The sequence below is a fragment of the Streptomyces sp. NPDC003023 genome (genome assembly GCF_042888225.1).
In the GTDB taxonomy this organism is placed as follows: Bacteria; Actinomycetota; Actinomycetes; order Streptomycetales; family Streptomycetaceae; genus Streptomyces.
Map to the genome: position 1 here is coordinate 89355 of NZ_JBIAPL010000010.1, position 26549 is coordinate 115903.

The 26549-nt window shown below is 65.6% G+C and carries 23 protein-coding genes and 3 pseudogenes; 8 read left to right on the top strand and 18 right to left on the bottom strand.

The features are described 5' to 3' along the window. Window positions 1-64: 64 nt before the first annotated feature. On the top strand, window positions 65-1132 hold the full coding sequence (locus tag ACFYV1_RS27720; protein ID WP_389398319.1) for a hypothetical protein: 1068 nt from the start codon (window positions 65-67) through the stop codon (window positions 1130-1132). A 497-nt stretch (window positions 1133-1629) separates the two neighbouring features. Here ACFYV1_RS27720 and ACFYV1_RS27725 read toward each other — a convergent pair whose 3' ends face one another. Both ACFYV1_RS27725 and ACFYV1_RS27730 read right to left on the bottom strand, forming a co-directional pair. Continuing rightward, on the bottom strand, window positions 1630-2994 hold the full coding sequence (locus ACFYV1_RS27725; RefSeq protein WP_389398320.1) for an MFS transporter: 1365 nt from the start codon (window positions 2992-2994) through the stop codon (window positions 1630-1632). A gap of 109 nt (window positions 2995-3103) precedes the next feature. After that, window positions 3104-3463: an ArsR/SmtB family transcription factor gene (locus tag ACFYV1_RS27730; RefSeq protein WP_389398321.1), complete on the bottom strand. Its 360-nt coding sequence runs from the start codon at window positions 3461-3463 to the stop codon at window positions 3104-3106. Between the two features lie 439 nt (window positions 3464-3902). On the opposite strand from ACFYV1_RS27730, the gene ACFYV1_RS27735 reads away from it, so the two are divergent. Genes ACFYV1_RS27735 through istB form a run of 3 tightly spaced genes read left to right on the top strand, consistent with a single transcriptional unit; the run spans window position 3903 to window position 6094 of the window. Beyond that, window positions 3903-4034: a hypothetical protein gene (locus ACFYV1_RS27735; RefSeq protein ID WP_389398322.1), complete on the top strand. Its 132-nt coding sequence runs from the start codon at window positions 3903-3905 to the stop codon at window positions 4032-4034. Continuing rightward, entirely contained in the window at window positions 4035-5327 is a 1293-nt protein-coding gene (istA, locus tag ACFYV1_RS27740) for an IS21 family transposase (RefSeq protein WP_389398480.1), read from the top strand. Beyond that, the gene (gene istB, locus ACFYV1_RS27745; RefSeq protein ID WP_189528144.1) at window positions 5324-6094 is read left to right on the top strand and encodes an IS21-like element helper ATPase IstB; all 771 of its coding nucleotides are present in this window, start codon (window positions 5324-5326) and stop codon (window positions 6092-6094) included. Before istA ends, istB begins: the two co-directional genes overlap by 4 nt. A 10-nt stretch (window positions 6095-6104) precedes the next feature. Here the strand turns inward: istB and ACFYV1_RS27750 are convergent, their stop codons facing one another. Further along, window positions 6105-6506, bottom strand: coding sequence for a hypothetical protein (locus ACFYV1_RS27750; RefSeq protein ID WP_030792961.1), 402 nt, complete (start codon window positions 6504-6506; stop codon window positions 6105-6107). Window positions 6507-6641: 135 nt separating this feature from the next. Here ACFYV1_RS27750 and ACFYV1_RS27755 point away from each other — a divergent pair. From ACFYV1_RS27755 to ACFYV1_RS27765, 3 genes and pseudogenes are all read left to right on the top strand, one after another. After that, a pseudogene (locus ACFYV1_RS27755) lies at window positions 6642-6773 on the top strand (transposase); the annotation flags it as partial. Between the two features lie 137 nt (window positions 6774-6910). Then, complete coding sequence (locus tag ACFYV1_RS27760; protein ID WP_389398323.1) at window positions 6911-7393, top strand: IS3 family transposase; 483 nt, start codon at window positions 6911-6913, stop codon at window positions 7391-7393. Then, a complete protein-coding gene (locus ACFYV1_RS27765; RefSeq protein ID WP_389398324.1) occupies window positions 7312-7704 on the top strand; it encodes a transposase in 393 nt (130 codons plus the stop codon). Before ACFYV1_RS27760 ends, ACFYV1_RS27765 begins: the two co-directional genes overlap by 82 nt. Before the next feature lie 21 nt (window positions 7705-7725). On the opposite strand, the gene ACFYV1_RS27770 is transcribed toward ACFYV1_RS27765, so the two are convergent. The 9 genes and pseudogenes from ACFYV1_RS27770 to ACFYV1_RS27810 form a co-directional block, all read right to left on the bottom strand. After that, window positions 7726-11355 carry an amino acid adenylation domain-containing protein gene (locus tag ACFYV1_RS27770; RefSeq protein ID WP_389398325.1) on the bottom strand — a complete coding sequence of 1210 codons (3630 nt, stop codon included), beginning with the start codon at window positions 11353-11355 and terminating at the stop codon, window positions 7726-7728. 409 nt (window positions 11356-11764) lie between these two features. Further along, window positions 11765-12969 (bottom strand): IS3 family transposase gene (locus tag ACFYV1_RS27775; RefSeq protein WP_389398326.1). Its coding sequence is split into 2 segments (ribosomal slippage): window positions 11765-12678 and window positions 12678-12969, totalling 1206 coding nucleotides; the frame shifts between segments, so codons are not numbered across the junction. A 1004-nt stretch (window positions 12970-13973) separates the two neighbouring features. Further along, on the bottom strand, window positions 13974-14225 hold the full coding sequence (locus ACFYV1_RS27780) for a transposase (protein WP_389398327.1): 252 nt from the start codon (window positions 14223-14225) through the stop codon (window positions 13974-13976). Between the two features lie 25 nt (window positions 14226-14250). Further along, on the bottom strand, window positions 14251-14412 hold the full coding sequence (locus tag ACFYV1_RS27785) for a hypothetical protein (protein WP_389398328.1): 162 nt from the start codon (window positions 14410-14412) through the stop codon (window positions 14251-14253). A gap of 84 nt (window positions 14413-14496) precedes the next feature. Further along, window positions 14497-15011: pseudogene (locus ACFYV1_RS27790) on the bottom strand (winged helix-turn-helix domain-containing protein). Window positions 15012-15353: 342 nt separating this feature from the next. Beyond that, window positions 15354-16415, bottom strand: coding sequence for a hypothetical protein (locus ACFYV1_RS27795; RefSeq protein ID WP_389398329.1), 1062 nt, complete (start codon window positions 16413-16415; stop codon window positions 15354-15356). Further along, on the bottom strand, window positions 16412-17392 hold the full coding sequence (locus ACFYV1_RS27800; RefSeq protein ID WP_389398330.1) for a hypothetical protein: 981 nt from the start codon (window positions 17390-17392) through the stop codon (window positions 16412-16414). The genes ACFYV1_RS27795 and ACFYV1_RS27800 overlap by 4 nt, the downstream gene beginning before the upstream one ends. A gap of 339 nt (window positions 17393-17731) precedes the next feature. Continuing rightward, window positions 17732-18039, bottom strand: a pseudogene (locus ACFYV1_RS27805) (transposase family protein); the annotation flags it as partial. 216 nt (window positions 18040-18255) lie between these two features. Further along, complete coding sequence (locus ACFYV1_RS27810) at window positions 18256-19665, bottom strand: MFS transporter (protein WP_389398331.1); 1410 nt, start codon at window positions 19663-19665, stop codon at window positions 18256-18258. A 96-nt stretch (window positions 19666-19761) separates the two neighbouring features. Here ACFYV1_RS27810 and ACFYV1_RS27815 point away from each other — a divergent pair, with 96 nt between their 5' ends. Next, entirely contained in the window at window positions 19762-20343 is a 582-nt protein-coding gene (locus ACFYV1_RS27815) for a TetR/AcrR family transcriptional regulator (RefSeq protein WP_389398332.1), read from the top strand. A gap of 28 nt (window positions 20344-20371) precedes the next feature. On the opposite strand, the gene ACFYV1_RS27820 is transcribed toward ACFYV1_RS27815, so the two are convergent. From ACFYV1_RS27820 to ACFYV1_RS27845, 6 genes are read right to left on the bottom strand one after another with little or no spacing between them, the layout of a single operon-like run. Then, a complete protein-coding gene (locus tag ACFYV1_RS27820; RefSeq protein ID WP_389398333.1) occupies window positions 20372-20920 on the bottom strand; it encodes a pyridoxamine 5'-phosphate oxidase family protein in 549 nt (182 codons plus the stop codon). A 42-nt stretch (window positions 20921-20962) separates the two neighbouring features. Continuing rightward, complete coding sequence (locus tag ACFYV1_RS27825) at window positions 20963-22216, bottom strand: cytochrome P450 (protein WP_389398334.1); 1254 nt, start codon at window positions 22214-22216, stop codon at window positions 20963-20965. Between the two features lie 52 nt (window positions 22217-22268). Next, window positions 22269-22931 carry a hypothetical protein gene (locus tag ACFYV1_RS27830; RefSeq protein WP_389398335.1) on the bottom strand — a complete coding sequence of 221 codons (663 nt, stop codon included), beginning with the start codon at window positions 22929-22931 and terminating at the stop codon, window positions 22269-22271. Then, entirely contained in the window at window positions 22924-24693 is a 1770-nt protein-coding gene (locus tag ACFYV1_RS27835) for an acyl-CoA dehydrogenase family protein (RefSeq protein WP_389398336.1), read from the bottom strand. The genes ACFYV1_RS27830 and ACFYV1_RS27835 overlap by 8 nt, the downstream gene beginning before the upstream one ends. After that, window positions 24690-25739 (bottom strand): methyltransferase, encoded by a 1050-nt coding sequence (locus ACFYV1_RS27840; protein ID WP_389398337.1) that lies wholly within the window; start codon window positions 25737-25739, stop codon window positions 24690-24692. The genes ACFYV1_RS27835 and ACFYV1_RS27840 overlap by 4 nt, the downstream gene beginning before the upstream one ends. Before the next feature lie 34 nt (window positions 25740-25773). Next, window positions 25774-26535 carry an N-acetyltransferase gene (locus ACFYV1_RS27845; RefSeq protein ID WP_389398338.1) on the bottom strand — a complete coding sequence of 254 codons (762 nt, stop codon included), beginning with the start codon at window positions 26533-26535 and terminating at the stop codon, window positions 25774-25776. Between the last annotated feature and the right edge of the window lie 14 nt (window positions 26536-26549).

Here is a 26549-nt window from a genome sequence, read left to right on the forward strand (position 1 = left end):
AATCGGGCTGATCAAGCACCCACGTCTCGCGGGCCTCCACCCGCTGCAGTGCCGACACATCGTTGTGGCCGATCAGATCCGCAAGCGCGCCTCCAGGGCGGACGCCGCATGCGGTGCGCGACTCGATAGGACCCCCGGCCGCGACAGCCCTCTGGGTTCCGAGGATCTCAACGAGTTGCTCGCCCTCCAGCAGCGTCTGGACCAGTCACTGGACCCTGCACAGCGTCAGGTCGGCTCCCGCCAGCCTGTCGACCCGTCATTCTTCCCCGACCTGGTCATGGCAACGCATCTGATCAAACTCAGCTGGCCGGCCGGTGCGGAGCTCCTGCCGTCAGATGCTCTGGCCTCGTTGGTCGACGCGCAGTGCGCGCCCGTCGCGGTGAGCGGAACGACCGAGGAGGGCAGTTCAGCAAACCGCCGGCATGTCCAGACCAGACCTGCCCCTCCCGACGCCGCACAGTGCGGCGCGCTGCTTCTGGCTGCTGACACTCTGCTCGGTAGCCGGGAACTCACTTCGTTGCACGAGCGCGTCCAGCCGCTGGCCCGCGAGGCTTACGGACGACAGATGAGATACCTCAGCAAGATACTCAGTGCCGCTGACATTTCCGTCACTCTCGCGCGCGCTGCGGCTCGCCGCGTCTACGGTCACTCCAACAGGGCGATCCCGCGAATGGTGCCAACCGGTCACCGATACCGTGTCGAAGAGGTGCCACCAGCTCTGCCACAACCACTCTTTGACGCCCACTTCGCGCCGCTCATCGAACGGCTGCCATCCGTCACGTACGAGATGCAGCGCTACTTGCGCCGCGCCGCATCGCTGCGGGTCCTCGAGCTGATCTCCGGCAGAACCTGGCGTCAGTGCGCACCAGCCCTGGACATTCCCGAAAGCAGCGCCAGGCAGACCCTCAACGTGCTGGGCCGCGCGTTCGCCTCTGACGGTTTGTGGCCGGTCTTCGAGGACGCCGTGGACCGCGTCGCAGAGGAACTGGACGTATGCGACGCTCGCGTCGATTACGCCAAGCGCCGACAGCTGATGGCTCAGTGGTATTTACCCAAGGACATCACCATGCAATGTGCGAGAATCTCCCCAAATTGCAGAAGTTTCAGCAGCAGAGCGATCCTTCGCCTGTAGAGGTCCTCGTATGGAGCGCGGTCGCCGAGGCCGAGTATCGCCACAGCCCGCCCCTCAATGCCCTGCTCGGTGGGGCGGAGGCGCGAAGCCTGACGCTGCGCATCCATTGGATCGTCAGGACGCCCTCCTCGGAGGGAAGCTCAAGTCGGAGACTGCGCGGACGGATCGACAGGTACGCCACTCGCCTGGCTGCGGCTTGCGACCACGACCTGGAGCTGAAAGTCTCCCGTGGCGAGGTCGTAGACGAAGAGAGCACAGCCTTCGCGAGCCGCATGACGAGATGACGCCGCGGAACGCCTGCCAATCCGAGTCCTCCGACGCCGATCTTGCCGAGGCTGGTTCAGGCAGAACATGAAGGTACCCGACTACATGCGCTTCGACGCCGGATACTCATCTCCCAGCACCGGCAGCGGGGCAACACCATTGCAGGACGAGGGCAGACGGGGTTCCGTGCTCCTGAATGAGCGCCTCGCTCAGCCTGACCGGAGGGTGCCGCGTTACGCGGACGTCGATGTCCGCTGCAGCGAAGGCCACTGCGCGTGCAGCGAGTCGATGTGGAAGTCGTGTCCGTGGCGCCACCCCGAAGCGGTCGCGACCGCGTCCTGCACGTGTGGGTGGTCCGCAGGCAGTTCACAGTGCAAGTGGTCGAGATGATCGGGGTCCGTGCGCGGCCAGATACCCACTGCGGCCACAGCGGCACCAGTGGCAATCAGCGCCAGAACGACCGCGGTCACGGGCATCCCGGCCGCAGACGCCACCCATCCCGCAAGGGGGTAGGTCAACAGCCAACAGCTGTGGGACAGGGAGAACTGAGCGGCGAATGCAGCGGGCAAGTCCGCCGGGGCGGCGGAGCGGCGCAGCAGGCGCCCAGAAGAAGTGAGTATCACCGACGTTGCGGCGCCCAGGAGAAGCCAGGAGGTAAGCAGGGCCGGCCAAGTCCAGCTGCCCGGCTCTGCTGCACCGGGCACGCAAAGCACCGTCAGGACTCCGGCGAGGAGGAAGGCGGCGGGTAGCATCACCGTCCGGTCTGCGACCCGGCCAAGCAACCGCGGCAGCAGAATCGCCGCGACCATGGACCCGGCTCCGTATGCCGTGAGTGCCAGCGACACGTCACCCGCCGACCGGCCGAGATTATCGCGGACCAGCACCACCGTGTTCACCACGACCATCGCACCGCCCGCCGCCACCGCCAGGTCCAGGGCGAGCAGCGCGCGCAGCCTGGGCGTGGCAAGGAACAGCCGGGTTCCGAAGGCGGCCTTCCGGTAGACGTTGCCTTCCCGTTCGACCGGCATTGGCTTCGGCAGGAGCACCGAAACCACCAGAGCACCGGAAGCCAGAAAGCCCACGGTGGTGCCAATAAATAGCCAGTTGTACGTGATCACGGAGAGCAGCCCTGCAGCGAGGGCCGGGCTGAACAGGCTTTCCATGTCGTAAGCCAGGCGCGACAGCGAAAGTGCCTGCGTGTACTCCCGCTCCTTCGGCAGCACTTGCGGGATTGTCGCCTGGAAGACAGGGGTGAACGCCGCCGAGGCAGACTGGAGCAGGAAGATCAGTACGTAGACCTGCCACACCTGAGTGACGAAGGGCAGTAGCAGGGCCACTCCGGCGCGGACAAGGTCCATCGTCACCAGCAAGGTGCGGCGCGGTATCCGGTCGGCGAAAGCGCTGACGACGGGTGCGATTCCCACGTAGGCGACCATCTTGATCGCCAGAGCGGTTCCCATGACCGCAGAGGCATTGGTCCCGGCGATGTCGTAGGCAAGCAAGCTGAGGGCCACGGTGGCCAGCCCGGTCCCCGCCAGTGCAATGACCTGGGCGGTGAACAGATGCCGGTATGTGCGGTTGCGCAGCACAGAAAGCATGCAACCCTGCCCTGGGTCGGCGGCAAAGAGTCAGCCTTCATGCTAATGCATAAGTGCGCACATGTGCACGCTTTTGATAGGGGCATCCCCAGCCGGGAGAGATGAGCTCTCAGTCGTGCCAGGGCTCTCCTGTGACCTGATGGTCCGCATGGCTGACCGCTTCGACGACCAAACGGCGCAGATGTCCGTCGGTGAGTGCATACACCACGTGCCGCCCCTCCTTATGCGACTGCACCAGTCCACCCAGGCGCAGCTTGGCCAAGTGCTGGCTCACCGCGGGTCGAGCGGCCCCGCAGGCTTCGGTCAGGGCAGTCACATCGGACTCCCCGCGTGTCAGCAACCAAACAAGGTGAAGCCGTGTGGGATCGGCCAGCATCGAGAAGACCGCTGCGGCCGCGGCGAGCTCACGCGGGCCAGGGGTTCGGTGATGCGCATTGGTTGCTGTTGGAGATCTATCGCGGCCAGGCATGGAGCCATCGTAGGCACGCTCGGCCCGCAGTAGCGTCCAGCAGAACCACTGCGGACGGGAAGTTGGGCAACCGAAGCTGGACCTCGGCCGGGTGCCCCTGAGACCTTAAAGCGTGCTACCAACCAAGTTGGTGATGGTGACGACCGGTCCGGTGCCCGGCAACACCCCGGATGCCAAAGCGTGGCGGGACTTCGGACTGGGCGGCATCTGCCGGCGCGTGACCGTATACGGCGAAGGTGCCTACCTCAACACTGGGCTTGATCCGCTTTGACGGACATTCGAGATCGGAGGTTCTGCCCCGGAAGGATGTCCATCATGGAGATGTCGGCGTACACGTGAACGTGCAGGACCGCGTACGGATGAACGTGCAGGGTTCCTGATGTGCTGAGGTTGAGGATTCGGCACTCTGCTGCCTGTTGGTCGAGGTCGCAGAGATGGGGTGGCCGTGGTCCTGGATCCGCAGCGCTGGCTGGAACTACGGCGTTTTCGTGGTCTGGTCGAGTCCGGAGCGATGAGCCTGACCGAGGTCGCCAAGGAAACGGGCCTGAACTGGCGGACGGTCAGCAAATAGCTGGCAGCCGACGGACCCGCCGCACCTCCGCGCCGGTCGCCGAACGGTCGGTCGAAGGCGAGGGTGATCGACGAGTTCGCTCCGCTGGTCGACTCGATGCTGAGGGCCGAGATCCTGATGAAGGCCGCAGTGATCCACGAGCGCCTTGCGGCGGAGTACGGGTTCACCGGCAACTACCAGCGGACCAAGCTCTACGTCCAGGAAGCCCGGCCCCGGATCGCCGAGGAACTCGGTATCACGCCCAATGAGCTGGCGGGCATGCACCGCCGTTTCGAGGTGATCCCCGGCGCCCAGGCCCAGGTGGACTGGGGCGACGAGGGCAAGATCCTCGCCCACATGGGAATCCCGAAGGTCTACTCCTTCCACATGACGCTGTCGTACTCGCGCGACCCGTTCTGCTGCTTCACCACCAGCCAGGACCTGCAGACGTTCTTCGACTGCCACCGCCGCGCGTTCGCGCACTTCGGCGGGGTGCCGATGACGATCGTCTACGACCGCACGAAGACCGTCGTCCGCCGCCACGTCGCCCCGGGCGAGGCGGTTCCGCTGCACCCGGAAGCGGTCGGGTTCTCCGGCCACTACGACTTCGACATCGACGTCCTGGCCGCCTACCGGCCCACAGGCAAGGGGCGTGTCGAGCGCCAGGTTCTGATCGTCCGCGACCACGTCCTGTCCGGCCGGTCGTTCTCCTCCGTCGAGGAGATGGACGCCGCCTTCATCACCTGGGTCCCGCAGCGACGGGCCCAGGCCCACAGGACTCACCAGCAGATCATCGGGGAGCGGGCGGCACGTGATCACGTGGCTCTCCGGCCTCTGCCGCCGACCCCGTATCTGGTGGCCGAGCGGCATCTGCGGCCGGTCGGCAAGGACTGCCTGGTCGCCTTCGGCGGCAACCTCTACTCGGTGCCGGCCCGCAGGGTCCGCCCCCGGCAGCTGGTGGAGATCCGGGCCACGAAGTCGCAGATCATGCTGCATTCCACCATGGCCGACTCCAGCGGCGAGACGCTGCTGGCTACCCATCCTCGGGCGATCGGCCGCGGGGACCGCGTCGTCGAGGAAGCCCACTGGGACGGCCTGCCCACGGGCAAGGGACGCCGGAGCACCACCGGCGATGTCCTGCCGCAGCCCCGTCGTGAGCGTCCTCGGGGCGAGGAATCAGGGCCTTTGCGGGCTCTGCTGAACCGGGCCGCGGCCACCCATATCGAGGTCGGACGCCGTCCGCTGTCGGTCTATGACGAGCTGACCGGCACCCGCCCCTTCACCACCCACCCGAGCACGAGGGAAACGTCTTGAGCGAGCTGGTCTCCACCCGCATCCGCAACACGGCCGGCAAGCTCGGCCTGCCCCACCTCGCCGAAACCATCAGGGAGTACACCCGTCGGGCCGACGAGGGGAAGATGGGCTACCTCGACTTCCTCGACCTGGTCCTGTCCGAGGAACTGGCTGTCCGCGACGACCGCCGCTTCCGCCAGGGCCTGCGGCTCTCGAAGCTGCCGCACCACAAGACGCTCGACGAGTACGACTTCTCCTTCCAGCCCGAGCTCGATCCACGGAAGGTCAAGGACCTCGCCACCCTCTCCTTCGTCGAGGGCAAGGCGAACGCCGCCCTGCTCGGGCCGCCCGGGGTCGGCAAGACGCACATCGCCGTCGCCCTGGCGGTCGCGGCCTGCCGGGCCGGCTACTCGATCTACTTCACCAGCCTCGACGACATGGTCCGCAACCTCAAAGCCGCCGAGACCACCGGGCGCCTGACGAACAAGCTCGGCACCTACCTGCGGCCCGGCGTCCTCGTGGTCGACGAGGTCGGCTACCAGCCCCTCGAACGAGCGGAAGCGAACCTGGTCTTCCAGGTCATCTCCAAGCGCTACGAGAAGGGCTCGATCATCCTGACCTCGAACAAGACCTTCAGCGAATGGGGCCAAGTGTTCGGCGACGAGGTCCTGGCCACCGCGATCCTCGACCGGCTCCTCCACCACTGCGAAGTGATCTCCATCAACGGCCCCAGCTACCGGCTGAAGAACCGCCTCCAGGCCATCGAGCGAGAGAACGACGTGGCCTGACCAGCTGCGATCAGGACCCCAAATCCTGGCCCGGCGGGATGAAGGCGTCGGCGCCATCGGCATCCTCGACATGCCCCTGGGCATCGACCGTGATGGCCGTCGCACGCCCCTGCGACGTGATGAGCCAGGCCAGCACCTGTTCCGTCAGCGGCGTTCCACCCGGGCCCTCGTCCTTCCAGTGCACCCGCCACCCTCCGCCAGGCACCGCGGCCACGACCTGGTCGGCTCGCTCCAAGTGGGAGAAGTCCTCGTAGTCCGTCACCGCACGCAGGGCACCACGCTTGGGATCGACGACCAGGGCCGTCCCGGTCGCCTGGTCCCAGCCCTCCACACGCACCATGCGGCCGACCTCGGTGTCGGTGCCATTGAAGATCGCGGTCCAGCCAGTCTGATTGAAATAGCGAAGAGACACTGCTCCATCATCTCGAACCACGACGCCCGCGCTTCACAGGTCTCCTTGCTCTGCACGTTCATCCGTACGCGGCTCTGCACATAGGCGAGTACGCCGACAGGAGAGCATGGCAAAAGGAAAAATCGCCGCCCTCGTCGTTCGTTCACACCGGAGTTCAAGGCCGAGATCGTGGGTCTGTGCCGACGAGGTGACCGCTCGGTCGGACAGGTCGCCAGAGACTTCGAACTGACCGAGACTGCGGTGCGGGACTGGGTGAAGCAAGCCTAGGTCGACGCGGGCGAGCGCAACGGGCTGACCAGGAGCGAGCGCGAGGAACTGGCCGCGTTGAGGCGGGAGAACCGCTGGCGGCGTGAGGATGTCGACGTCCTCAAGCGGGCCACAGCTTTCTTCGCGAAGGAGACCCGGTGACGGTGCACCCGTTCATCGAGGCGGAGAAGCGCGCAGGTCACAGCGTCAAACGGGCGTGTGAGCTGATGAAGGTCTCCCGGACCGCTTTCTATGCCCGTCGCTCCGGCCTGCCCGGACCCCGCGCGTTGCGGGATGCCGAGCTGACCGAGCAGATTCTCGAGGCCCATGCGAAGTCCCGCGGAACCTACGGATCCCCGCGTGTGCATGCCGTGCTCAAGCGCGAGGGTGCCGGGTGTGGCCGTCGTCGTATCGCACGACTGATGCGGGCCGCCGGGCTGCAGGGCCGGCACTGCAGACGACGGCACGTGACCACGATCCCCGATCCCAGGGCTGCCTTCCGTCCCGACCTCATCGTCCGGGACTTCCAGCCAGACCGCGCCGAGCTCGATGCCCGCTGGTGCGGCGACATCACCTACGTCCCGACGGAGGAGGGCTGGCTCTATCGGCCACGGTCATCGACATCGCCTCCCGGCGCGTAGTCGGCTGGGCAACCGCAGGTCACCTGCGGACCGAGCTGGTGGCTGAGTCGCTGACAGCCGCCTGCCGGCAGCGTCGCCCCACCCACCCCGTGATCTTCCATTCGGATCGCGGCTGTCAATACACCAGCCAGCAATTCGCTTCCCCAGCAGCCCAGTTCGGGATCAGACTATCGGTCGGCCACACCGGCCAGTGCTGGGACAACGCGCTCGCCGAGTCGTTCTTCTCGACCATCAAACGCGAACTGCTCGGCACCTCCAACTGGCCCGGCTACCTCAGCCCCGCCGAGTACGAGACCGCACTCACAGCCTGACCACCACACCAATGGTGTCCGTCAAAGCGGAACAAGCTCACCACTCGTTGAACTCTGCCAGTCGCTGAGTCGTCCGATGAGCCAGACGAATGGCTGTGTATGGCCGGTGAGCACGCAGGTGCTCGCGATCACGCTCTCTAGCAGGCTCTCCACGTTCCGTGAGCACAGTGCGGCTGTTGCCTCATCGTCGACCAGGCGAAGCGAACAGGCAGGCGTTGAGGCGGTGCTGTCGGGTTCTCGGGTGACCTCATGTTCGTTGATCCGGACTACAAGATCCTCTTCCTCCCCTGGCAGTACGATCGTGACCACGAGATGTGGTGCCGGTGCGGGAAGCTCGGCCAAAACGGATTCCAGGTAGGTTGTGAACGCGTCAGCCCAGCTCGCCACATCGAATCGTGTGGACTCCTCGTCCCTCCCCTGTCGCAGCTCCATGTCACCGTGCGACGGGGGCACTGTCGCGGCTTCTGCCTCGGCGTCGGTCAGGGCCTGGAGCGTCTCGTCGACGTCCGCTCGAGTATGGGACGCCGAGCAGATGAACCTCAGGCGGCCTCGCCCGCGCTCGACAATCGGGTAGGTCACGGCAGCGGCATGGACACCCCGCCGGAAAAGCCCTCGGGCTATCCCGTGCAGCTTCGCGCCGTCGGAGAAGAAGGGGGTGACGATAAGCCCGCCCCCGGTGCCGAGTTCGTAGCCGGCGTCCGAGAAGCGCTTCCGCATGTAGTACGCGGTATCCCACAGCCTCGCCCGCAGCGCGTCGCCCGCAGCGACCCTGCGCAGGGCGGCAAGAGCCGCCGCCACGTCGGCAGGTGAGATGTTTGCCTGGAAGACATACGACCTCGCCGACACCCTCAGCAGGGCAATGTGCTCCTCCCGGGCGGCGACCACACCGCCGATGCTTCCGAGAGCCTTGCTCAGGGTCGTGAGGACGAAGTCGACTTGCTCGGTGACGCCTTCCGCGGCGCACAGCCCCGCACCCCGCGCTCCGTAGAGCCCGAACGAGTGGGCCTCGTCCACTAGAACGAGCGCGCCGTACTCCTTCGCGGCGGACACGATCTCCCGCAGCGGCGCCACTCCCTCGCCCATGCTGTACACGCTCTCGAGCACCACCAGCGTCGTACGGTAGGGCGAGGACTCCGCTTTGAGGACCGCCCGCAGGTCGGCCTCGTCGTTGTGCCGGAAGGTCCGCACACTCGCGCCGCTCAGGCGGGCCCCGTCCACCAGGGAGGCGTGGCAGAGCTGGTCCATGACCACAACGTCCTGATCGCATACGATCCCGGCGACGACTCCGAGGCTCGCGGTGAACCCGGTCGGGAACAGGCAGGCGGCCGGCTTGCCCACCATCTCGGCGAATTCTCGCTCGAAGTCCGTGTGGAGGCCGGTCTGTCCGGAGCCGGCCGCTGATATCCCCATCCCGGTACCGAACCGGCTCAGCGCCCTGCGCGCCTCCTCGATGACCTCCTCGTCGCGGTTGAGTCCGAGGTAGAGGTTGGTGGTCCAGATGAGCGCCTCGTGCTCCTCGCCCGTAGCCGGGTCGGCGACGAGACCCCGCTCGGCGCTTCCGGTGCGGACGACCTTTCCGTACGGGTCCGTCCCCGAGCGCGCCAGGAGACCCCGGAAATGCTGTACGAGTGCGCCCCGGTCGGTCGCCGACCAGGCCGGCACCTTGGCGGCGAAGGCCGGCGGGTACCCGGACCGGAGCTGCTCCTGGAACACATCGAGCCGATCCGCGGCCCCGACGCCCTGTGGGCGCCCGCGCACCTCGCCGCCGCCGGAAGCACGGCCCAGCACCGCCAGCAGCCCGTCGGCGGCCTCCTTGGAAGTCATGTGCTCCACCAAGGTGGATGAAGGCAGGTCAGTGGCCAGCCTCCGCGACAGGCGCACCGTGAGCTCCGCGATGTCCAGCGAATCGACCCCCAGCGCGGCCAGCGGCTCGTCCTGCCGGACCGCCTCGGGGCCGGGGGCGCCGAGGAGCAGCGCCGCCTCCTCCATCACCATGGCGAGCAGTACCGAGCGCCGCTGCTCGTGCGGCGAGGGCAGCGGACCGGCGGTCCGCGAGGCGGCCGGGCCGTCGCCGCACGCCTTCCCTTCGGGAGCCGCCTCGTCGCCGTGGTGCGCGGCGGCGGGGAGCCGAAGCCGGTCGATCTTGCCGTTGGGCAGTTTCGGCAGCTCGGCCGGCAGCATGACGTGGTGCGGGATCATGTACTTCGGCAGGCGGTCGGCCAGCTGGGCGCGCACGGTCGATGCTGTCACCGACTCCTGCCGGCTCACCGCGTACGCCGTCAGGAGGTTCTTGCCTTCGCCTGTGGTGGCAACGACTGCGGCCTCGTCCACTTCGGGCATCGAGGCCAGCACGGCCTCGATCTCGTCGAGTTCGATGCGATGGCCCCGGATCTTGACCTGCCGGTCGGCGCGGCCGAGGAACTCGAGCTCCCCTGTCTCCGTCCACCGGCACAGGTCGCCGGTCCGATAGATCCGCTGCTCCGGGACCGGGCCGCCCGGCGCGAGGGCCGGGAAGCTCTGCCGGGTGCGCTTGTCGTCATGGAGGTACCCCCTGGCCAGCTGGTCGCCTGCGAGAGCCAGCTCGCCAGCCGTGCCCGCCGGAACCGGCCGCAAAGACTCGTCCAGAACATACGCCCGCGCGTCCAGGACCGGGCCGCCGATGGTGATCGGCCCGCTTCCCGCTTCGACGGCGGTGACGAACACGGTGGCCTCGGTCGGGCCGTAGACATTCACGACCCGCGGCGCACAAGGATCAGCGTGCAGATCCTCCACCAGAGAACGGGACAAGACCTCACCACCCAGCACCACACACCGCAACCCACCGGGCAGCGGCCCGGCCGCGAGCAGCGCCTTCATCGCGGACGGCACCATGATGGCCGTGCGCACGCGGTGCACTGCGGCCAGCTCGCGCAGGGCGAGCACGTTCTCGGAAAGGACGACCGTGCCGCCGAGGACGAGCGTCCCCAGAATCTCCATCACCGAGGGGTCGAAGCAGACCGAGGCCGCGGCCAGAACGCCCGCCAGGTCCTCGTCGCCCAACAGCCGGCGCATCGAGGCGGCCATCGCCACCACGCTGCGATGCTCCACCGCCACACCCTTGGGCTTCCCGGTCGACCCCGAGGTGTAGATGACGTACGCGAGATCACCGGCCGAACAGGCCGCCGGCGATGCCGCCGGGCGGTCCGGCACCGCGTCGAGGCGCACGCGATCGGGAGCCGCCGAACACAGCGCCGCCGTACCGGCGTCAACGACCACCGACGCCACCCCGGAATGCTCGATCAAGTAGCGCACCCGTTCGGCCGGGTAGGCGGGATCCATCGGCACATAGGCGCAGCCCGCCCGCAGTACGCCCAACAGGGTGGCGACCAGCTCCCACGTCCGCCCGAGGCACACGCCGACGAGCGCCCCCGGCGCAACGCCCCGGGCCGCCAGCTCCCCGGCGATCACCTCCGCCCGGGCCCACAGCCGCTCGTAGTCGATGTCGACCGCCCCGTCCACGACGGCGATCCGACTCCCCTGACGCGCCGCCCGGGCCTCGAACAGCCCCCAGACGGTCTCTTCCCGACCGCCACCCGCAGCGGATACGCGCGCGTCCCTGCGGTCCGGAGCGCTCGCTCTCCCGCGGGCGGCCTCATGTTCGGTGTGATGCATCTCCTGCTCCCAATAGATAGAGATTGTGATGCTTCGTCGAGCTCCTGGGGAAACGCTGAGACCTGTGAGCCCCTGCCGGGTGATGTGCAAGCTCGATCAACGAGCCCCCCTGCGCCTCCTCGCGCAGCGCGTTCCAGGTCTGCGGCACCGCGCCGGGCAGCTTCACTGCGGGCTCCGGCGCGGGCGTCCGCGGTTATGTTGCTGATAGCAGCCCGGAACGGAAGATCCAGGAAGTCTTCCAGGTCTTACGTGTGCTCCACGGCACGGCCTCATACTCCACAACAAGGTACGAGCCGGGACGGACGCTTCGAGCAGCGGCCAGCCAACCGTTTTCCCAACAGGCCACTTCTTCGGGAGCCGCATCGCGTGTCTCCGGGTTCGGGCCTTGACCCCGAATCCTGAACACGGGTTATGCGGCTTGTGCCAGCGTAGTTGGTGTGCGGTGGAAGGTGTTCTCGAAGGCGATCGGTGATCGTTGTCCGAGGCGGGAGTGTCGGCGTCGGGTGTTGTAGCGGTTCAGCCATCGGAAGGCGTCGAGTCGCGCCTCACGCTCGTTGGGCCAGCTCTTTCGTCCTTGCAGGGTCTCGCGTTTGAAGGTCGCGTTGAAGGACTCGGCGAGTGCGTTGTCCGCGCTGGACCCAACCGCGCTCATGCTCCGCCGAACCCCCGCTGACCTGCAGGCTTCGGCGAAAATCCTGCTCGTGTACTGAGCTCCGTGGTCGGTGTGCATGATCGATCCGGCGAGGCTGCCGCGGGTGCGGGTCGCCGCGGCCAGGGCGTCGGTGACGAGGTCCGCGCGCATGTGGTCGGCGATCGCCCAGCCGGCCAGACGGCGTGAGGCGAGGTCGATGACGGTCGCCAGGTAGCAGAACTTCCCGCCCTCGATGGGCAGGTAGGTGATGTCGCCGACGTACTTCGTGTTGGGGGCCGTGGCGGTGAAGTCGCGGCCGATCAGGTCCGGGGCCCTGGCCGCGGCCGGGTCGGGGACGGTGGTGCGGTGCCGGCGGCGCAACCGGACTCCTTCGATCCCCGACGCCCGCATGATCCTGGCAACCCGCTTGTGGTTGACCGACTCACCGTTCTCCTCGCGGAGCTCGGCGGTGATCCTCGGCGCTCCGTAGGTGCCGTCCGATTCCTGATGCACCGCCCGTATCCGGACGGCCAGCTTCGCGTCGGCCACCTGCCGGGCGGCCCGGTTCGTAGCTGTCCGGCGCCAGTAGTAGAAGCTCGAGCGGCTGACGCCGAGGATGGTGCAGAGCCGCTTCACGCCGTAACGGCGCTGGAGGTCGGCGACACACTGGAAGCGGTTCACCAGCGCGTCTCCCCGGCGAAATACTTCGCCGCTTTGCGCAGGATCTCGCGTTCCTCCTCCAGCTCGCGGACCTTCTTCCGCAGCGCGGCGTTCTCGGCCTCCAGCGGGGCCGGCGGCTGCGAGGGTTCCTGCGTCCGACGTCCCCGGGGACGGCTCACCCCGGCTGCCCTCACCCAGTTCCGCAGGGTCTCCGGGTTGATGCCCAGATCGGCTGCGACCGACCTGATCGTCGCTTCCGGCCGCGACTCGTACAGCGCGACCGCGTCCGCCTTGAACTGTGGCGGGTAGTTCTTCATGACCACGAGATGTCCGTTCTCAGATCCTCAGGATCCAGTGTCTCGTGTGTTCAACATCCGGGGTCAAGGCCCTTCCACGTACGGTCGCCGATCCACCGAAGCATGCTTGACGTGACAGCCACAGGGTGGCGCACGAGCACGAGGAAGTGGGACTGGGGAAACAGCCGACGGGCCCATAGTGGGCGGGCAACGCGCGACGGGCGGGCTCGAGCTCCTTCAGGTTCCAAGCGTAGGGGTGCTTCCGCTTCGCCACGTGATCGCGCGCTCAGGAAAGCGCCACATTCCAGCTCGCACGGCGGCAGCCGGTCGTTCAGGGTGTCTCAGTCCTGGCCGCTGTGGGCGGCCTCGAACTGATCATCAAGCTCCTTGCCGATCGTGTCCAGCAGCACGCAGGCGTGCTTGGCGGCAGGATTCTCGTACACCGTGCCCTTCCACCCTCCGCCATGTCAGGGAACCCGGACAGATACCGGAAAAAGGGCATAGTGGATTGTCCGGGCGCCGTGCTGCACAAGTCGATCCCCTCACCCTAGGGCCTGTCGGAAGTCGTGATCAAGGAGTGGCATGCCCCTTCCGGCGATCGTTCGCCGGCTGATAGATCTCTGTGATGGCACGTAGGCAACTCACGGACGATAAGTGGGTGTTGATCGAGCAGTTCCTGCCAGCAGACAGGTCATCTTGCTCCCGGCTCAGGTCGTGGACCGGCAGGGTGCGGCGGACGGTGTCGAGGGTCGGCTGGTGGATCGCCCGGGGCTTGGGGAGGACGGCGCCGATCGTGAACACCGAGGTCATGGCGCACAAGAACGCAGATCGTTCCGGGAGCAGGTGGGTGATGATCAGCGTCGTGATCGCCTGGCCGACGGGGAACTGCGCGGTGATCCGCCGGAAGAAGGCGTCAAGCCAGGGACGAGAGCGCGGGAGTAACCCTTCTTCGTGTAACCGATGTGGTGCTCTCGGAGTTCGGCGATGGGGCGAGCTACTGAACTTGAATGTGTGATGCCAGCCTGATCGTGTCAGCTGGTCAGGGTCAGGCCGGTGCCTATGAGGCAGCCGTCGATGAGGTGCGGTCGGTACTGGGTCTGCTTGAGACTGCGCTTCACGGCGGCGGCGAGCTGGTCGAGGTTCGCTGCGGCGAGGTTGCCGATGGTCCGTTTCACCAGGGACCAGATGCCTTCCTGCGGGTTGAGGTCAGGTGCGTAGGACGGAAAGTGGAAGACGGTCAGCCAGTCCTCGTTCGCGGCGATGAAGTCCTTTATCTGCGGCATAAGATGGGTACGCAGGTGTCCCGGATCAGACGATGTGGCCTTTGAGCTGGTTCTGTGCCCGCACGATGAGGTCGCGGTAGTCCTGCCAGGTGAAGCCCTTGGGTTCGCCCTTGCGGCCCCGGTGGACGCGGAAGCTGTAGATCAGCCGGGAGCGGTCTCCGGGGCGGAAGCAGACCATTCCCGCCATCGAACTCCCTTCCGGAACCGCGGCCCCAGACGCGCACGACCGGCGTCTGGCCGATGCGGCCCCAGGAACTCGCGCGTGGCGGCCTCAGCGACTGGCTGGCCTCGTCCTCGCAGACGATCCAGGCTCCGCGGGCCGCCGCCGTCCTTTTACCTGCAGCCACACCTCATTTTTCCACAACTCCACTGCTTCGTCGTCACGTTCGATCGCCCTGCGGGCCGGCTGCTGCCAGGACCAGCCATGACGCTTAAGCAACCGCCATGTCCCCTCCACTGTGTAGCTGACGTGGAACAACCGCCCGATCAACGTCTTCACCCGGGCCAGCGTCCACCGCTGGTCAGCCCATCCATGGGCGAGCGGACCGCGCACCAACTCTCGCTGCAGCTTGACGATCTGGCGATCCTTTTAACCGGACACCCTCCTCGCCTCGCTCCCGCCACTGGCGGCGCCAGCGCTCCACGGACCGCTCGCTCACCCGCAGCGCAGCCCGCAATCTCCCGGTTCTTCGCGCCGCCCTCGAAGCGACCGACCGCCTCCAGCCGGATCCTTTCCCTCGCGGCTCTTCTGGCGTCGGTCAATCCCCCGCCCTGCGCGTATCTCACACCCCACAGCTGCCTACTCGGCTCAGCCGCTGGCAGGCGAACGACCCGACATCAGCCAATCAAGTTCAGTAGTCAAAGCCTCCCTCTCTGCAAGCCGGAATACAAGGCACTTCCACTCAGAGGAAGAGTGCATGGCAACGAGGTCGGCTGCTGCACTCTCCTGCAGGCCAACACACGCTTGTCATCGGAGGGCTGGTTTCCGCGCACTGCTGCCCGCAAGGCAGGCCAGGGCGTCCGACCAGGACCGACCACAGCTGCAACAGGTGCATTCTTGGGCAGCTTACTCCCCCGCACCCTGCGAGAATCACGGACAAAAGATATTGCAGATTACCCAAAAGAGCCTCAGGCGCTAATAGGAGTTCGCAACTCTAGCGCATTCTGCAATGACGGGTCGACAAATTCTAGCCTGCTATCAAAACGGTGCTGGAGGTTACTCAATAGCCTAGCAATAGCGTTTCCGCACCCACCAGCTTCCAGATGCACACGCATCCACTGACGACCAATTTCCATTCGGATTTGCTGACCAACATGCAAGTCAACGGCGTCGACGTAAATCACGTCGCCCTCGAATTTCGGAATGCCCCACAACCGGAATGGCTGCCTAGCCGCGAATAGACTTGCAGCAAACTTTTCCATATCCGGGATCTCTCGACTGAATCGAATAGAGATCGGACCCCCACTGTACGCAAACCCACCATCAGGGCTATCGCTTGCCTGATCCCATGACAAAGAAGATTGTTCACACAGCTCAACTAGCTTCCGATATCTCCCTACAATGATGTTCACAAATTGAAGGTGATACTCAAAGTCTCCCGTGACAGCAAATCGACCCATGCGATGAACTGCCTCTTCCAACCTCCCCATAGAGTCTCGAACGGATACTTGAACGCTGTCAAAGGATACTGCGGACCGGTATTCATCCTTTTGTGAGATATAAGCAAGAAGTCGCTCGGCGCCTTCGCCTGCCAGGTTGATACTCATGTTCTGCGCAGGGTCGTCCGCGGGAAGGAAGTCGCGTCCCTGGAATTTCGTCTTGACGCGATTCGAGTTGGCACTTGGCCATAGGTTCTGCAAGTGATTCGATGGGAGCCAGAGCCAGTCCAACTCCCGCCGGTCTTCAATCTTTTCCTTGAGGAGAGGAAGGATCCCACCCATAGGCATTTTGGTATGAATAGACCAGAAGCGACCCTGAAGTTGATCGACCCACACTTCACCGTTATCAACGAATGCCCGCTTGATATAGACATCGTCTGTCTCGACGAAGTTAGAGGCACCGAAAAGTGTCGCCATGATATCGTCCGGCGAGGAGGATCCGCTTGGGTCATGCGCCTCTACCACGATGGTCCTGGTGGGAGAGGCCGCGTCACACCCCAAGCGATCGATCATGTTTGCGCGCGTGGTCATAGCGTCTCCTCTCCTTCCATGCCCTCTTCGTCGTCGGATGATACGGAGAGAACTCCCACTTCAGAGGCCCCTTCGACATCAGCGAGCAGGTCGAGCTGGTTGGGGTCGACTAATCTTTTGCTGCGTCGCCTAGATACCCGCGCCAGCGCCTGATACGCGACAGTACGGCCTCGGTGGTCGAACTCTTCAGGGGTACGCAGTAGCCTTACCACACCTTCAGGGCCGCCGCCTGGTACTTGCTCATAACGATACGTGTCGGGATCTTCGGAACTCAGCTGGCGCACAGCCGTTTGGAATCGTTTGGCGATCTGCAGCCTGACCGCTTGTTGGTATCTGCGATAGTGGATGCACAAGTCTTCGGCGATACGCGGTATCGAAACTTCCTCGATACGTCGGGCTGCAGCTCTGATGAGATACGGTCGCACCTTGTCAACGAAGACCTGAACGGGCGAGTCGTGATCAAAGTCGATAATTCGCGCCGGCGGTGCCAGCAACTTGACCGTGCCGTCGGGAAAAGCGTCCCGGAGAAACTTCGAGGCATCCTCCGCCCGCTTTAACGTGATCCCAGAGCCGTTTACCGTCAACAATGGGTAGTTGGCAGAAATACCATCCAGCCCCTGAAGGATGCGTTCAGTTTTATCCGCGCGGCATACGTAGAGGACCTCCGACGTCAGAGGTCCTCTGTTACTGAGATTGATGGCAGCTGCCGTAACAACCGATCTCGGATCAATCTTTCCGTAGCGTTCAGCCTGCTCATTCTCAATATTGCTGCCGGACTTACATTCACAGAAGATGAGATGTGATGCGGCCTCGTTGAACAGGACGACATCGATCGCCACTTTGCCACCAGTCGAGCAGGCGACGGTGATCTCAAGGCCCACGACTCTGAACCCAGCTCGGGCCAGCACGCCGGGATTGATGTCATTCTGCCCGCACAGGCCGAAGAGAGCGTTGACCGGCACCAAGCGCTCTTCCAACTACGCCCCCTTGGCGAATGTGTTTGCCCGTGATGGTAGCTGCTACGTCTCCGTAACGAACCGGATTTCCTGACCGGAGCTTGCGTTGCTCTGAGGCAAAACCACAGCGGTAGCACAACAAGCGGGCTCAGGGTGTGCTGATTGGGGATCTCGATTGCATACCAGTGCGACCGAGCCATCAGTGCGTAGATGGCCAGCGAAGAGTCCTTGCTGGCCAGGCCCGGTGCGGCAGCACACTGGCTCCGTTAAGAAGCGGCTGCCCTTCCCTCCACCAGCTGCACGAATCGATGACGTTGTTCTTGGGAGAAGGGACAGCGCTCAATCTGACCGGCAGGGATGGTCTGACGGCCGACTGCGTAGCGGAGCCGGCTCCAGCACGAGAAGCGGCCGCAAGCGCTGGATGACCCGGGAGACGGTGGCCGGGGAGATTCCGAAGAGCGGGGCGAGTCGGCGGATCGTGAGGTTGGTGCGGTAGTAGACGGCCACCAGGAGACCCCGGTCCGCCAGCGGCGGGCACCACGGGCGGCCGCCACCGGGGACGTTCCCTCCCCGCTCGCGTAATACCTTCACCAACTTCTCGAACCGACTCATTCGCAAGCCGTGAACGTCTCCACCCAAAGCGCCTCAGCCCGCAACACCCCACCCATACAAGAGAAATACCCGCACCACAGCGTTCTGCAACACGCTTCGGTGGCGGCGAGCCGGGTCTCGGCACCCGACCTGCCCCGCCGCCTCCGGATCTGGGCCCGCAGCTACTCTCTGACTCGGCTCGATCCCACCGACGGAAGCCAGTGCCCGCCAACGATGGCTTGTGAGCGACCCGACCGAGGACAGACCAGCAGAGGCCAGGTGATCAACCCGGCTTACGCTGCGGCCTCGACCACACTTGCCGCGCGGGGCTTCGGAATGAACAGGAGGGCGAGCACCGCACCGGCAACCGCCACGATCGCTCCGGTGGCGAACCCTCGGGAGAAGCTCGAGGGGTCGGTTCCGGCGATCCCGGCTGCGGCCATGCTCGACACCACCGCAGCCCCCAGAGACGCTCCGAACTCATGGAACGTGCTGACGATGCCGGAGGCAAGCCCGGCGTCCTGCGGCTCCACCTGACCGAGCGCGGTGGCGGAGGCCACGACGAAGACGACGCCTGTTCCTGCGGCCGCCAAGCCCACGCCGATGACCATAGCCGCAGTGCCTTCCCACAGAGCGGGAGCTGCCATACCGACGGCCGCCAGAAGGAGGCCACTAGATCCAAGCACGCGGGGCCCGCTACGACCGATGATGCGTCCGCCGGCATTCGCGCCGATCATCGTGGCAAAGGCGACAGGCAGGAAGAGCAGGCCTGTGGTCAGGGCCCCGTAGCCGCGCGCATTCTGCAGGTAGAACGTCCCCAGGAAGAACACCATGATCATGAGAGCAGTGGCGACGAGAATCAGCAACGTGCCGGTAGCGACAGGCCGGAGAGTGAGGAGCCGGATGTCCATCAGCGGACTGGTCGCAACCCGCTGCCGCCAGACAAACAGCGCGTAGAGCACGGCGGCAGCGGCCACGAGACCGGCCGTAATCCAGGTGAACCAGCCCTTGTCCCCGGCCCGCACCAGGGCGAAGGTCAGAGTGCCGGTGGCCCCGGTCACCAGCGCGGCGCCCAGTACATCGAGCTTGCCCCGGGTGGCCGCAGGCACCGGCTTCGGCAGTTGCAGAGCCAGAGCGATCAGCAGAACGATCCCGACCGGCACATTGATGAAGAACACCCACGGCCAGCCGGCGCCGGCTGTGAGAAGACCGCCGAGCAGAACACCCAGGGCCGCGCCGCTGCCGCCGAGCGACGACCAGATACCCAGGGCCTTGTTGCGCTCCTCGCCCTCGAAGAGGGTCACGACGAGCGAAAGCGCGGCAGGCGACAGAATCGCCGCAGCGAGGCCCTGGGCGACACGCGCGGACAGGAGGACAGTCCCAGATGTCGCGAGTCCGGCTACCAGAGAGGCTGCGGCAAAGAGGACCAGGCCCGCGAGGATGAGGCGCCGGGCTCCGAACAAGTCGACTGCGCGGCCTCCCAGTAGCAGCAGGCCACCGAAGGCAAGCGTGTAGCCGCTGACCACCCAAGTAAGAGTTTCGCGACCTTGTCCGAGGTCGGCGCCGATGCTGGGCAAGGCGATGGCGACCACGGTGACGTCCAGGATCAGCATCAGTTGCGCGACGCCTACGAACCCGAGGATCTTCCATCGCCTGGGGTTCGGACTGCTTGCGGGCTTCTCGGAGGCCAACGGCTCGGCCATGACAGCACACACCTCTTCCGTTAAGTCGTACACCGATGTCTCACTTACGTCCGGTACCCTAACTCATACAGAGGTGTTCTACATAAGAGGAGATGCATGTCCCGCTCGGCAACGCGGCCCGCACGCAGGGCTGATGCTCAGCGGAACGCGGAAAAGATCGTCGAGGCGGCGATCGTCTGCCTGGCTCGGAACCCCGGAGCCAGCGTGGGTGAGATCGCCACGCTTGCCGGGGTGGGCCGCGTGACGCTATATGGCCACTTCGCCACCCGCGAGATCCTTGTGGAGGCTGCGGTGGAACAGCTCATCGACCGCGGCGACCAGATCCTGGAGGGTCTCGATCTGGATGGGGAGCCGCAGGAAGCACTGCGGTCACTGATCACGTCCAGTTGGTTGATGCTCGCTCAATATCGTGCCGTGCTGGAAGCCGCGCAGAACGCTCTTCCTGCGGGGCGCGTCCAGAAGCTGCATGCGAGGCCCGAACAGCGCGTGAGCGAGTTGATCGAGCGAGGCCGGAAGGCCGGGGTTTTCCGCACGGACCTGCCGACGTCGTGGCTTGCCAGCGTTCTCCACCACATGATCAACGGAGCGGCGGCCGACGTGAGTGCGGGGCGCCTCGATGAACGTGACGCCCCGCGTTTCATCACTGAGACGGTTCTCAACGCTTACGAACTCCGTTGATCCGGAGCTCGTCTACCAACCGGTAGTGCTACAGCTCAGCGAGGGGAACCTCTACTCGGCGGTCGATCCGGTCCTGCTCCCACACGCGGGTGTCGATCAGCCACAGCTGCTCGACCTCGACCAGGTACAAACGGTGCGGAGCGGACCCCTGCAATGAGGCAGGCGGCAGCATCCACTGTGCTCGTTCGGTCTCGTCGGTGAACACTGCCTCGTAGAAGGCCTGGTGGTACTCGTCCAGTCCCTGGGGGTCTATCTCACGGCAGTGGCCGGAGAACTGTGCACCGTCGACCGCATCCACATCGAGTCCAGATCCGTAAGGTGCGGTGAACAGGGCGCCGCTGACGCGGGAGCAGCCGACGATGTTCCGACTGTGCAGGGCCTGGTCGGGTGAGCCGAAGACCAGGCGCAGCGGGTGGCCGAACCATGCGTACTCCAACGTGGCGACCCATGGGTGCCCCTCACCCGAGACCGTCGCGAGGTTGACGTAGCGGGCACGTTCCAGCAGGCGCAGCGTCCGCTTGCTCAGCTCCTCGACCGGCATCGGGTCAAGCTTCCCGGGCGGACTGCTCATCGTCATCTCCAGAATTGTGGCTTCGGTAATGGGTGGCCCGCGCCGGGCTCAGTAGCCCGTCCGTCCGGCTGGTTGTGCGTGCTGGAGGAGGAGGGGGAGGCTGGTGAGTCCGTTGCCGATGAAAGTACGTTCGTGCGGGATCTCCTGCGGGTCGATCGCGAACCGCATGTGCGGAAATCGGTCGAAGAGAGCCGGTAGGGCTACAAGTGCTTCCAGGCGTGCCAGATGTGAGCCTGGGCAGAAGTGCGCGCCGAGACCGAACGCCAGGTGGTCTTTGTCCTCTCTATCGAGGTCGAAGGTCTCCGGGTCTTTGTGCACTTGGGGGTCCCGGCCGTGAGCGCCGTAGGCGATCAAAATGGCGTCCCCCTTGCGGATGGTGACGCCCTCGCCGAGGTCGATGTCCTCGATGGCCCACCGCATCGGGAGGTGCATGACGGGGCAGTGCACCCGCAGCGACTCCTCGATAGCGTCGCCCCACCGTTCCGGGTGCTGGCGCAGTGTCTGCACGTGTTCCGGGTGGGCCAGCAGTTCGCGGACCGTGTGGTCGATCAGGTTGATGGTGGTGGTGCTGCCACCTCCGAGCATGAGGAGCAGGGTCGAGATCAGTTCGTGCTCAGTGAGCGGTTCGCTGTCGGCCTCGCGGGCCGCCAGCAGGAAACTCGTCAGGTCTTCGCCGGGATCGTTCTTCTTCGCGGCGATCAGGGTCCGCATGGTGGAGACGAGATCCTCGTTGATCGCCAGGGACTCTTCCTTGGTGACGTCGGTCTCGCCGACTGCGACGAAGAGCTGTAGCACCTGCACACGCTGCTCGGGGGGAACACCGAAGAGGTCGCAGATCATTTCGGTCGGCACGCGGTAGGAGAACTCGGCGTGCAGGTCGACCGGTTCGTCGGCCGGCCGGGCCTGCAGCTCGTCGAGGAGGCGATTGACGATGGCCGTCACCTGGGAGCGCATCCTCTCCACCCGGCGCGGAGTGAAGGCCGGGGTGATGAGCTTTCGCAGACGCAGGTGCTCGTTGCCCTCAGCCGTCGCCATGGAGTCGACGTCCACCCAGGGGGCCAGCCACGGCACCGAGCCGGGAGCGTAGGAGGGGAAGTTCTTCTTCAGGTTCCGTGAGACACCGCGGTGAGTCAGCAGTTGGCGGACGATGTCGCCGCGGGTGACAGACCAGGCCGAGACCCCTTCGGGCAGCTGTACCGGGACAGCAGGGCCCATGGTGCGGAGCCTGTCGACCTGTTGGTACATGCATTTCCCGCCGGAGCTGTCGAGAGGCTCGGTGGGGGCGGTGCTGAAGGCAATCATGGCGTGAGCCCTTCGTTTCGTTCGGTTCTCTTTCGGGTTGTGCAGAAGGCGGTCACTGCAGTTCCACGTCGTTAGCCAGGCAGGACCAGAAGAGGCTTTCGTATGCCTGCACCATTCGGGCTGTGCGGACAGCCTCGGTGGGGTCATCGCCGCTCGCCAGACCTTCCCTGAGGGTGGCTGACGCCATGTCGATCAGCTCCTGGGGGGTGTCGGCGAAGTAGCGGAAGTGGGCGACGGCCTTGTCGCTGTAGCCGTAATGGGCCTGGAGTGTGTTGGCGACACGTCTGTACTGGTCGCCCGACTCCCCCACATTGGCCAGCAACGCCAGTGCCACGGAGCTCTGGGACGCATAGAGCGCGGTCTGCGTGAGGTAGGCGGGGTAGGCCTGTGCCATGGCGCGGGTATCGTAAGCCCTCAAATACGCCTCGTCGCGGCCGAGAGCTTTCGCGAAGTCCAGCAGCAGTGCGAGCGCTTCGCCTTCTCCTTGTGCCATGGCCAGGAACAGGTCGCCCGCGGTAGCGGACGGGAAGCGTGAGGCCAGCAGCGAGAAGCTGCGCCGGTCGCTGCGGACGAGGTGGTACAACTCCCCGGCCATGGCCGCGAGGACAGTCTCGGGAACACGTCGGTTTTGCAGGAGGCTATGGAACTGATGGCTCCCGCAGTGATCACGCAGTCCCGTCTGAGCCGATTTGATCAGGTGGGCAATGTCATCCATCGAGGTTCCTTGACTGAGTCACGCCGTCTGCGGTCTGCCGGGGGACGCGACGGCGCACATTGGGGCGGGTGTCGCTCACACTTGCTGAAGCGATCCAGGGGCCGTCGGTGGAGGCATCAATCACGCCTCCCTCGAGCCAAATATGCGCTTCCTTGAACACTGCGTCTGCCAGGGCCCGGTCGTCGGCGTCGCTGTTCGTGTCGTACTGGGTGAAGAGGGCTTCGATGCGTTGTGCCGCTTGTGCGCAGAACGCATCGGCCAACTGCACCACCGCCGGCTGATCCTGGACGAGGGCTTGTGCGTAGGTGCGGCTGGCGGCCATGGCGTATAGCTCACTGGCGATGTCCACGAGCCTCCCGACCTGGCGTTGCGGGTGCTGCCCGGAAGCCGATGTTGCCCGCAACTGCTCGATCAGGCCGGCAAGCCGGGTGGCTGCCTGCTGGACGCAGGCCTGGTGCCCTGTCGCCGTGCCGTACCCGTCCTGTGCAGCCGCAGGATCATGGGATGGTACGGGTTGGTTCAGAACGGTATCGGCGAGGAAGGACCGCAGTGCTTCGGTCGAGCCGTCGAAGATGCGGCCTATGCGAACGTCACGCAGATGCCTCTCGACCGGGATGCCACGTTCGCCGCGGGCGGCCGCCGAGGAGGCGGTCTCGTAGCCGCGTCCGCCGCGCAGCTGGAGCAGTTCATCGGCGATCCGCCAGCTGTGCTCGGAAGCGAAGAGCTTCGTGAGTTCTGCGTCGAGGCCTGTGTCGCGGTCCTCTCGTTCCGCGCAGCGCGCGGTGACCTCAACCATGGCCTCGAGAGCGAAGGCGGTGGCGGCTATGCCGGCGACTTTGGCTGCGACGGGCTCCAGGTCGCCTATGGCCCGCCCCCATTGCACTCTGGCACCTGCCCATTCGCGGGCGACTTTCAGGCTCCATTTGGCGGATGCCGCGCTCACGGCAGGCAGCGAGAGCCGTCCCGTGTCCTGGGCTGCGAGAGCGACCGTGAGGCCGGCGCCTTCGTCGCCGATGCGATTGGCCGCAGGGACCGTGACGTTCTCAAGGCGAATGACGCCGTTCTCCAGGCCGCGCAGACCCATGAACGTACTGCGGTGCTCGACGGTGACGCCGGGCGTGTCCGCCTCGACGATGAAGGCGGTCATGCCACCGTCGGCGTCGTCGGTGGGCGGTACTTGGGCCATCACGACCAGGAGATCCGCGATGACGCCGTTGGTGGTCCACAGCTTGCTGCCGTTGAGAGTGTAGGCGTCGTCTGGGCCTGCCACGGCGGTGGTGTGAATGCCGTAGGGGTCGTTCCCGACTTCTGGCTCGGTGAGGCTGAAAGCGGTGATCTCACGCACGCATCGCGGGAGGAATGTCTGCTGCTGTGTCGGGGTGCCGAACAGGAGCAGGGGCTGGATGAGGCCGATCGCCTGGTGAGCGGCGAGGAGCTCCCCCAAGGACGCGTGCACGCTGTTGACGATCATCAGGGCGCGCAGGTAGCAGAGGTTGGAGAGCCCTTGGCCTCCCCAGCGGGTGGGCAGTTTGATGCTCATCGCGCCGAGGTCCTTGAGGGTTTCGATCACCTCGTCGGGGATGCGGTCCTCACGTTCGATGGCTTCGGCGTCGATGTGCTCGGAGCAGTACTGGTGCAGTCGGGCCAGAAAGGCTTCCTCCGGGGCTGGCAAGGCTCGGGGGTTGCCGGGAGGCAGTATCAGGAGGTCGGTGCGGAGCCGTCCGTGGAATAGCTCCGCACCGAAGCTGGCGGGCGTGGTCACTGGGCGGCTGCCGGACGTGCTTCGATGATGGAGAGCGGGCCGGCAGCCCCGATGAGGACCTGCTGGACGCTGAATCCGGTCTCCTGCAGCATGGCGCGGAACTCGTTCTCGGTGCGTTCGCGGCCGCCGGTGTTGACCAGCATGTTGAGGTCGGTGAAGAACATGATGGGCTGCTCGGGCGACGAGGTCTCGGGCAGCACGGAGCCGACGATCAGAAGCGTGGCGGAGTCGGGGATGTGCGCTCGGCAGGACCGCAGCAGGGCGTAGGAGTCCTCGTCGCTCCAGTCCTGGAAGACGGACTTGATGACGTAGAGGTCGCCGTCGGTGGGAATGTCCTGGAAGAAGTCGCCTGCGCGGGCTTCGCAGCGCTCCTCGAGACCGGCCTTCTTGATAGTCTCGGGGGCTTCGGCGACGCCGCTGGGGCTGTCGAAGACTATCCCGTTCAGGTGGGGGTGGGTGGGGAGGATGGCGGCCAGGAGTGTGCCGTCACCGCCGCCCAGGTCCACGATCTTCTTGGCCTGGGAGAAGTCGTATCCGGAGGCCAGCTGGGCAGCTGCGATCCGGGACTCCTCCCCCATGGCTTCGTTGAAGAGAGTGTTGGCCTCTCCCTGGTCTGCGACGTAGGTGTAGAAGTCCTTGCCGTAGACGTGGTCGAAGGCCCGGTCGCCGGTGGCGACGGAGTGGCCCAGTCCCTGCCAGGCCCGGAGGAGGATGGGGTGGCAGAACATGCGGGAGAAGGCGCGCAGGGAATCGGGGGAGTCGCTGCGCAGCTGGGATCCGATGTCGGTGAGGGCGAAGCGGCCGGGCTCCGGCTCGGTGGTGAGGCCGACGGCGGTCAGCGTGCGCAGCAGGCGGCGCAGGGAGGGCTCGTGGGTGTTGCTCTCGGCCGCGAGTTCGTCGCTGCCGCGGACCTCGTCCTTGATCAGGTCGGCAATCCCCAGTTCGGCGGCGACGCCGATGGAGTGGGCGGTCATGTAGCCGCCGATGCGCTCGATGAGGGCGTTACGCAGGGCCATCTTGTCGGTGGGGTCGAGGTGGGTCGTCATGGTGTCGGCCTTTCTGGTTACGGGGTAGAGCGGGTCAGGATGCGGTGGTGAGCGGGTGGTGGACCCACACGTTGGGCTCGATGTAGGTCGCGTGATCGTGGTCGGTGTTGACGTTCAGGTGTGAGAGGGCTCCTGGGACGTCGGCTTGCCCGCTATGGTCGAGGGGTAGCCCGGTCCACTGGCGCCACTGGCGGAGGCTTCCGGAGATCGTCATCGAGACGGGGCAGACGCTCACGATGCGACCGCCGGAGCGGACGTGGACGCGCAGCCAGGGGTCGAAGGGAAGTCCGTCTTCGCGGGTGTGCTGGATGTACTCGGCCATCGCCAGGCCCGGTTGAGTGTGTTTGAGGCTGGGTCTGACCGGCGCGATCATGTTGTGGAAGCCGGCCTTGCGGCCTGCGTCCTTGAGCGCGTCCAGGACATGGCTTGAGAGGTGGCGCGCCTTGTGTCCCGGGACGATGGCGATCTCCATGGCGCACAGAGTGTTGAGGGTGGCGCCGGTGTAGGTGTCGTCCATGCATTGGCGCAGGACCCCGTCCCAGCCGTTGTCGAGCAGTGAGTTGTCGTTTCCGTCCCAGGCCACGGGGATGCTGGCGGCGCGGGCGACGACGCGCGATTCGTCGTCGAGGACGACGAGTTGAAACTGGGGGTGGCGCTCGAAAACCCAGTGGATGAGCATCGGATCGGGCTGGACGTAGGGAGGCCAGGTGGATTCCATGTTCAGCATGGCGTCTGCGAGGTCCGGCCGTTGGGCCAGGCTGGTGACATGGAGGGGGACGCTGTTGGTGGATGGCATCGCGGTTCTCCTGG

What these genes read in the sequence shown, in the direction of transcription:
- ACFYV1_RS27815 (WP_389398332.1), top strand. Translation starts at nt 19,762, where the DNA reads ATGTCCCGCTCGGCAACGCGGCCCGCACGCAGGGCTGATGCTCAGCGG.
- ACFYV1_RS27730 (WP_389398321.1), bottom strand. Translation starts at nt 3,463, where the DNA reads ATGCCTGGCCGCGATAGATCTCCAACAGCAACCAATGCGCATCACCGA.
- ACFYV1_RS27820 (WP_389398333.1), bottom strand. Translation starts at nt 20,920, where the DNA reads ATGACGATGAGCAGTCCGCCCGGGAAGCTTGACCCGATGCCGGTCGAG.
- ACFYV1_RS27770 (WP_389398325.1), bottom strand. Translation starts at nt 11,355, where the DNA reads ATGCATCACACCGAACATGAGGCCGCCCGCGGGAGAGCGAGCGCTCCG.
- ACFYV1_RS27785 (WP_389398328.1), bottom strand. Translation starts at nt 14,412, where the DNA reads ATGGCGGGAATGGTCTGCTTCCGCCCCGGAGACCGCTCCCGGCTGATC.
- ACFYV1_RS27810 (WP_389398331.1), bottom strand. Translation starts at nt 19,665, where the DNA reads ATGGCCGAGCCGTTGGCCTCCGAGAAGCCCGCAAGCAGTCCGAACCCC.
- ACFYV1_RS27795 (WP_389398329.1), bottom strand. Translation starts at nt 16,415, where the DNA reads ATGACCACGCGCGCAAACATGATCGATCGCTTGGGGTGTGACGCGGCC.
- ACFYV1_RS27780 (WP_389398327.1), bottom strand. Translation starts at nt 14,225, where the DNA reads ATGCCGCAGATAAAGGACTTCATCGCCGCGAACGAGGACTGGCTGACC.
- ACFYV1_RS27725 (WP_389398320.1), bottom strand. Translation starts at nt 2,994, where the DNA reads ATGCTTTCTGTGCTGCGCAACCGCACATACCGGCATCTGTTCACCGCC.
- ACFYV1_RS27845 (WP_389398338.1), bottom strand. Translation starts at nt 26,535, where the DNA reads ATGCCATCCACCAACAGCGTCCCCCTCCATGTCACCAGCCTGGCCCAA.
- ACFYV1_RS27825 (WP_389398334.1), bottom strand. Translation starts at nt 22,216, where the DNA reads ATGATTGCCTTCAGCACCGCCCCCACCGAGCCTCTCGACAGCTCCGGC.
- ACFYV1_RS27840 (WP_389398337.1), bottom strand. Translation starts at nt 25,739, where the DNA reads ATGACGACCCACCTCGACCCCACCGACAAGATGGCCCTGCGTAACGCC.
- ACFYV1_RS27830 (WP_389398335.1), bottom strand. Translation starts at nt 22,931, where the DNA reads ATGGATGACATTGCCCACCTGATCAAATCGGCTCAGACGGGACTGCGT.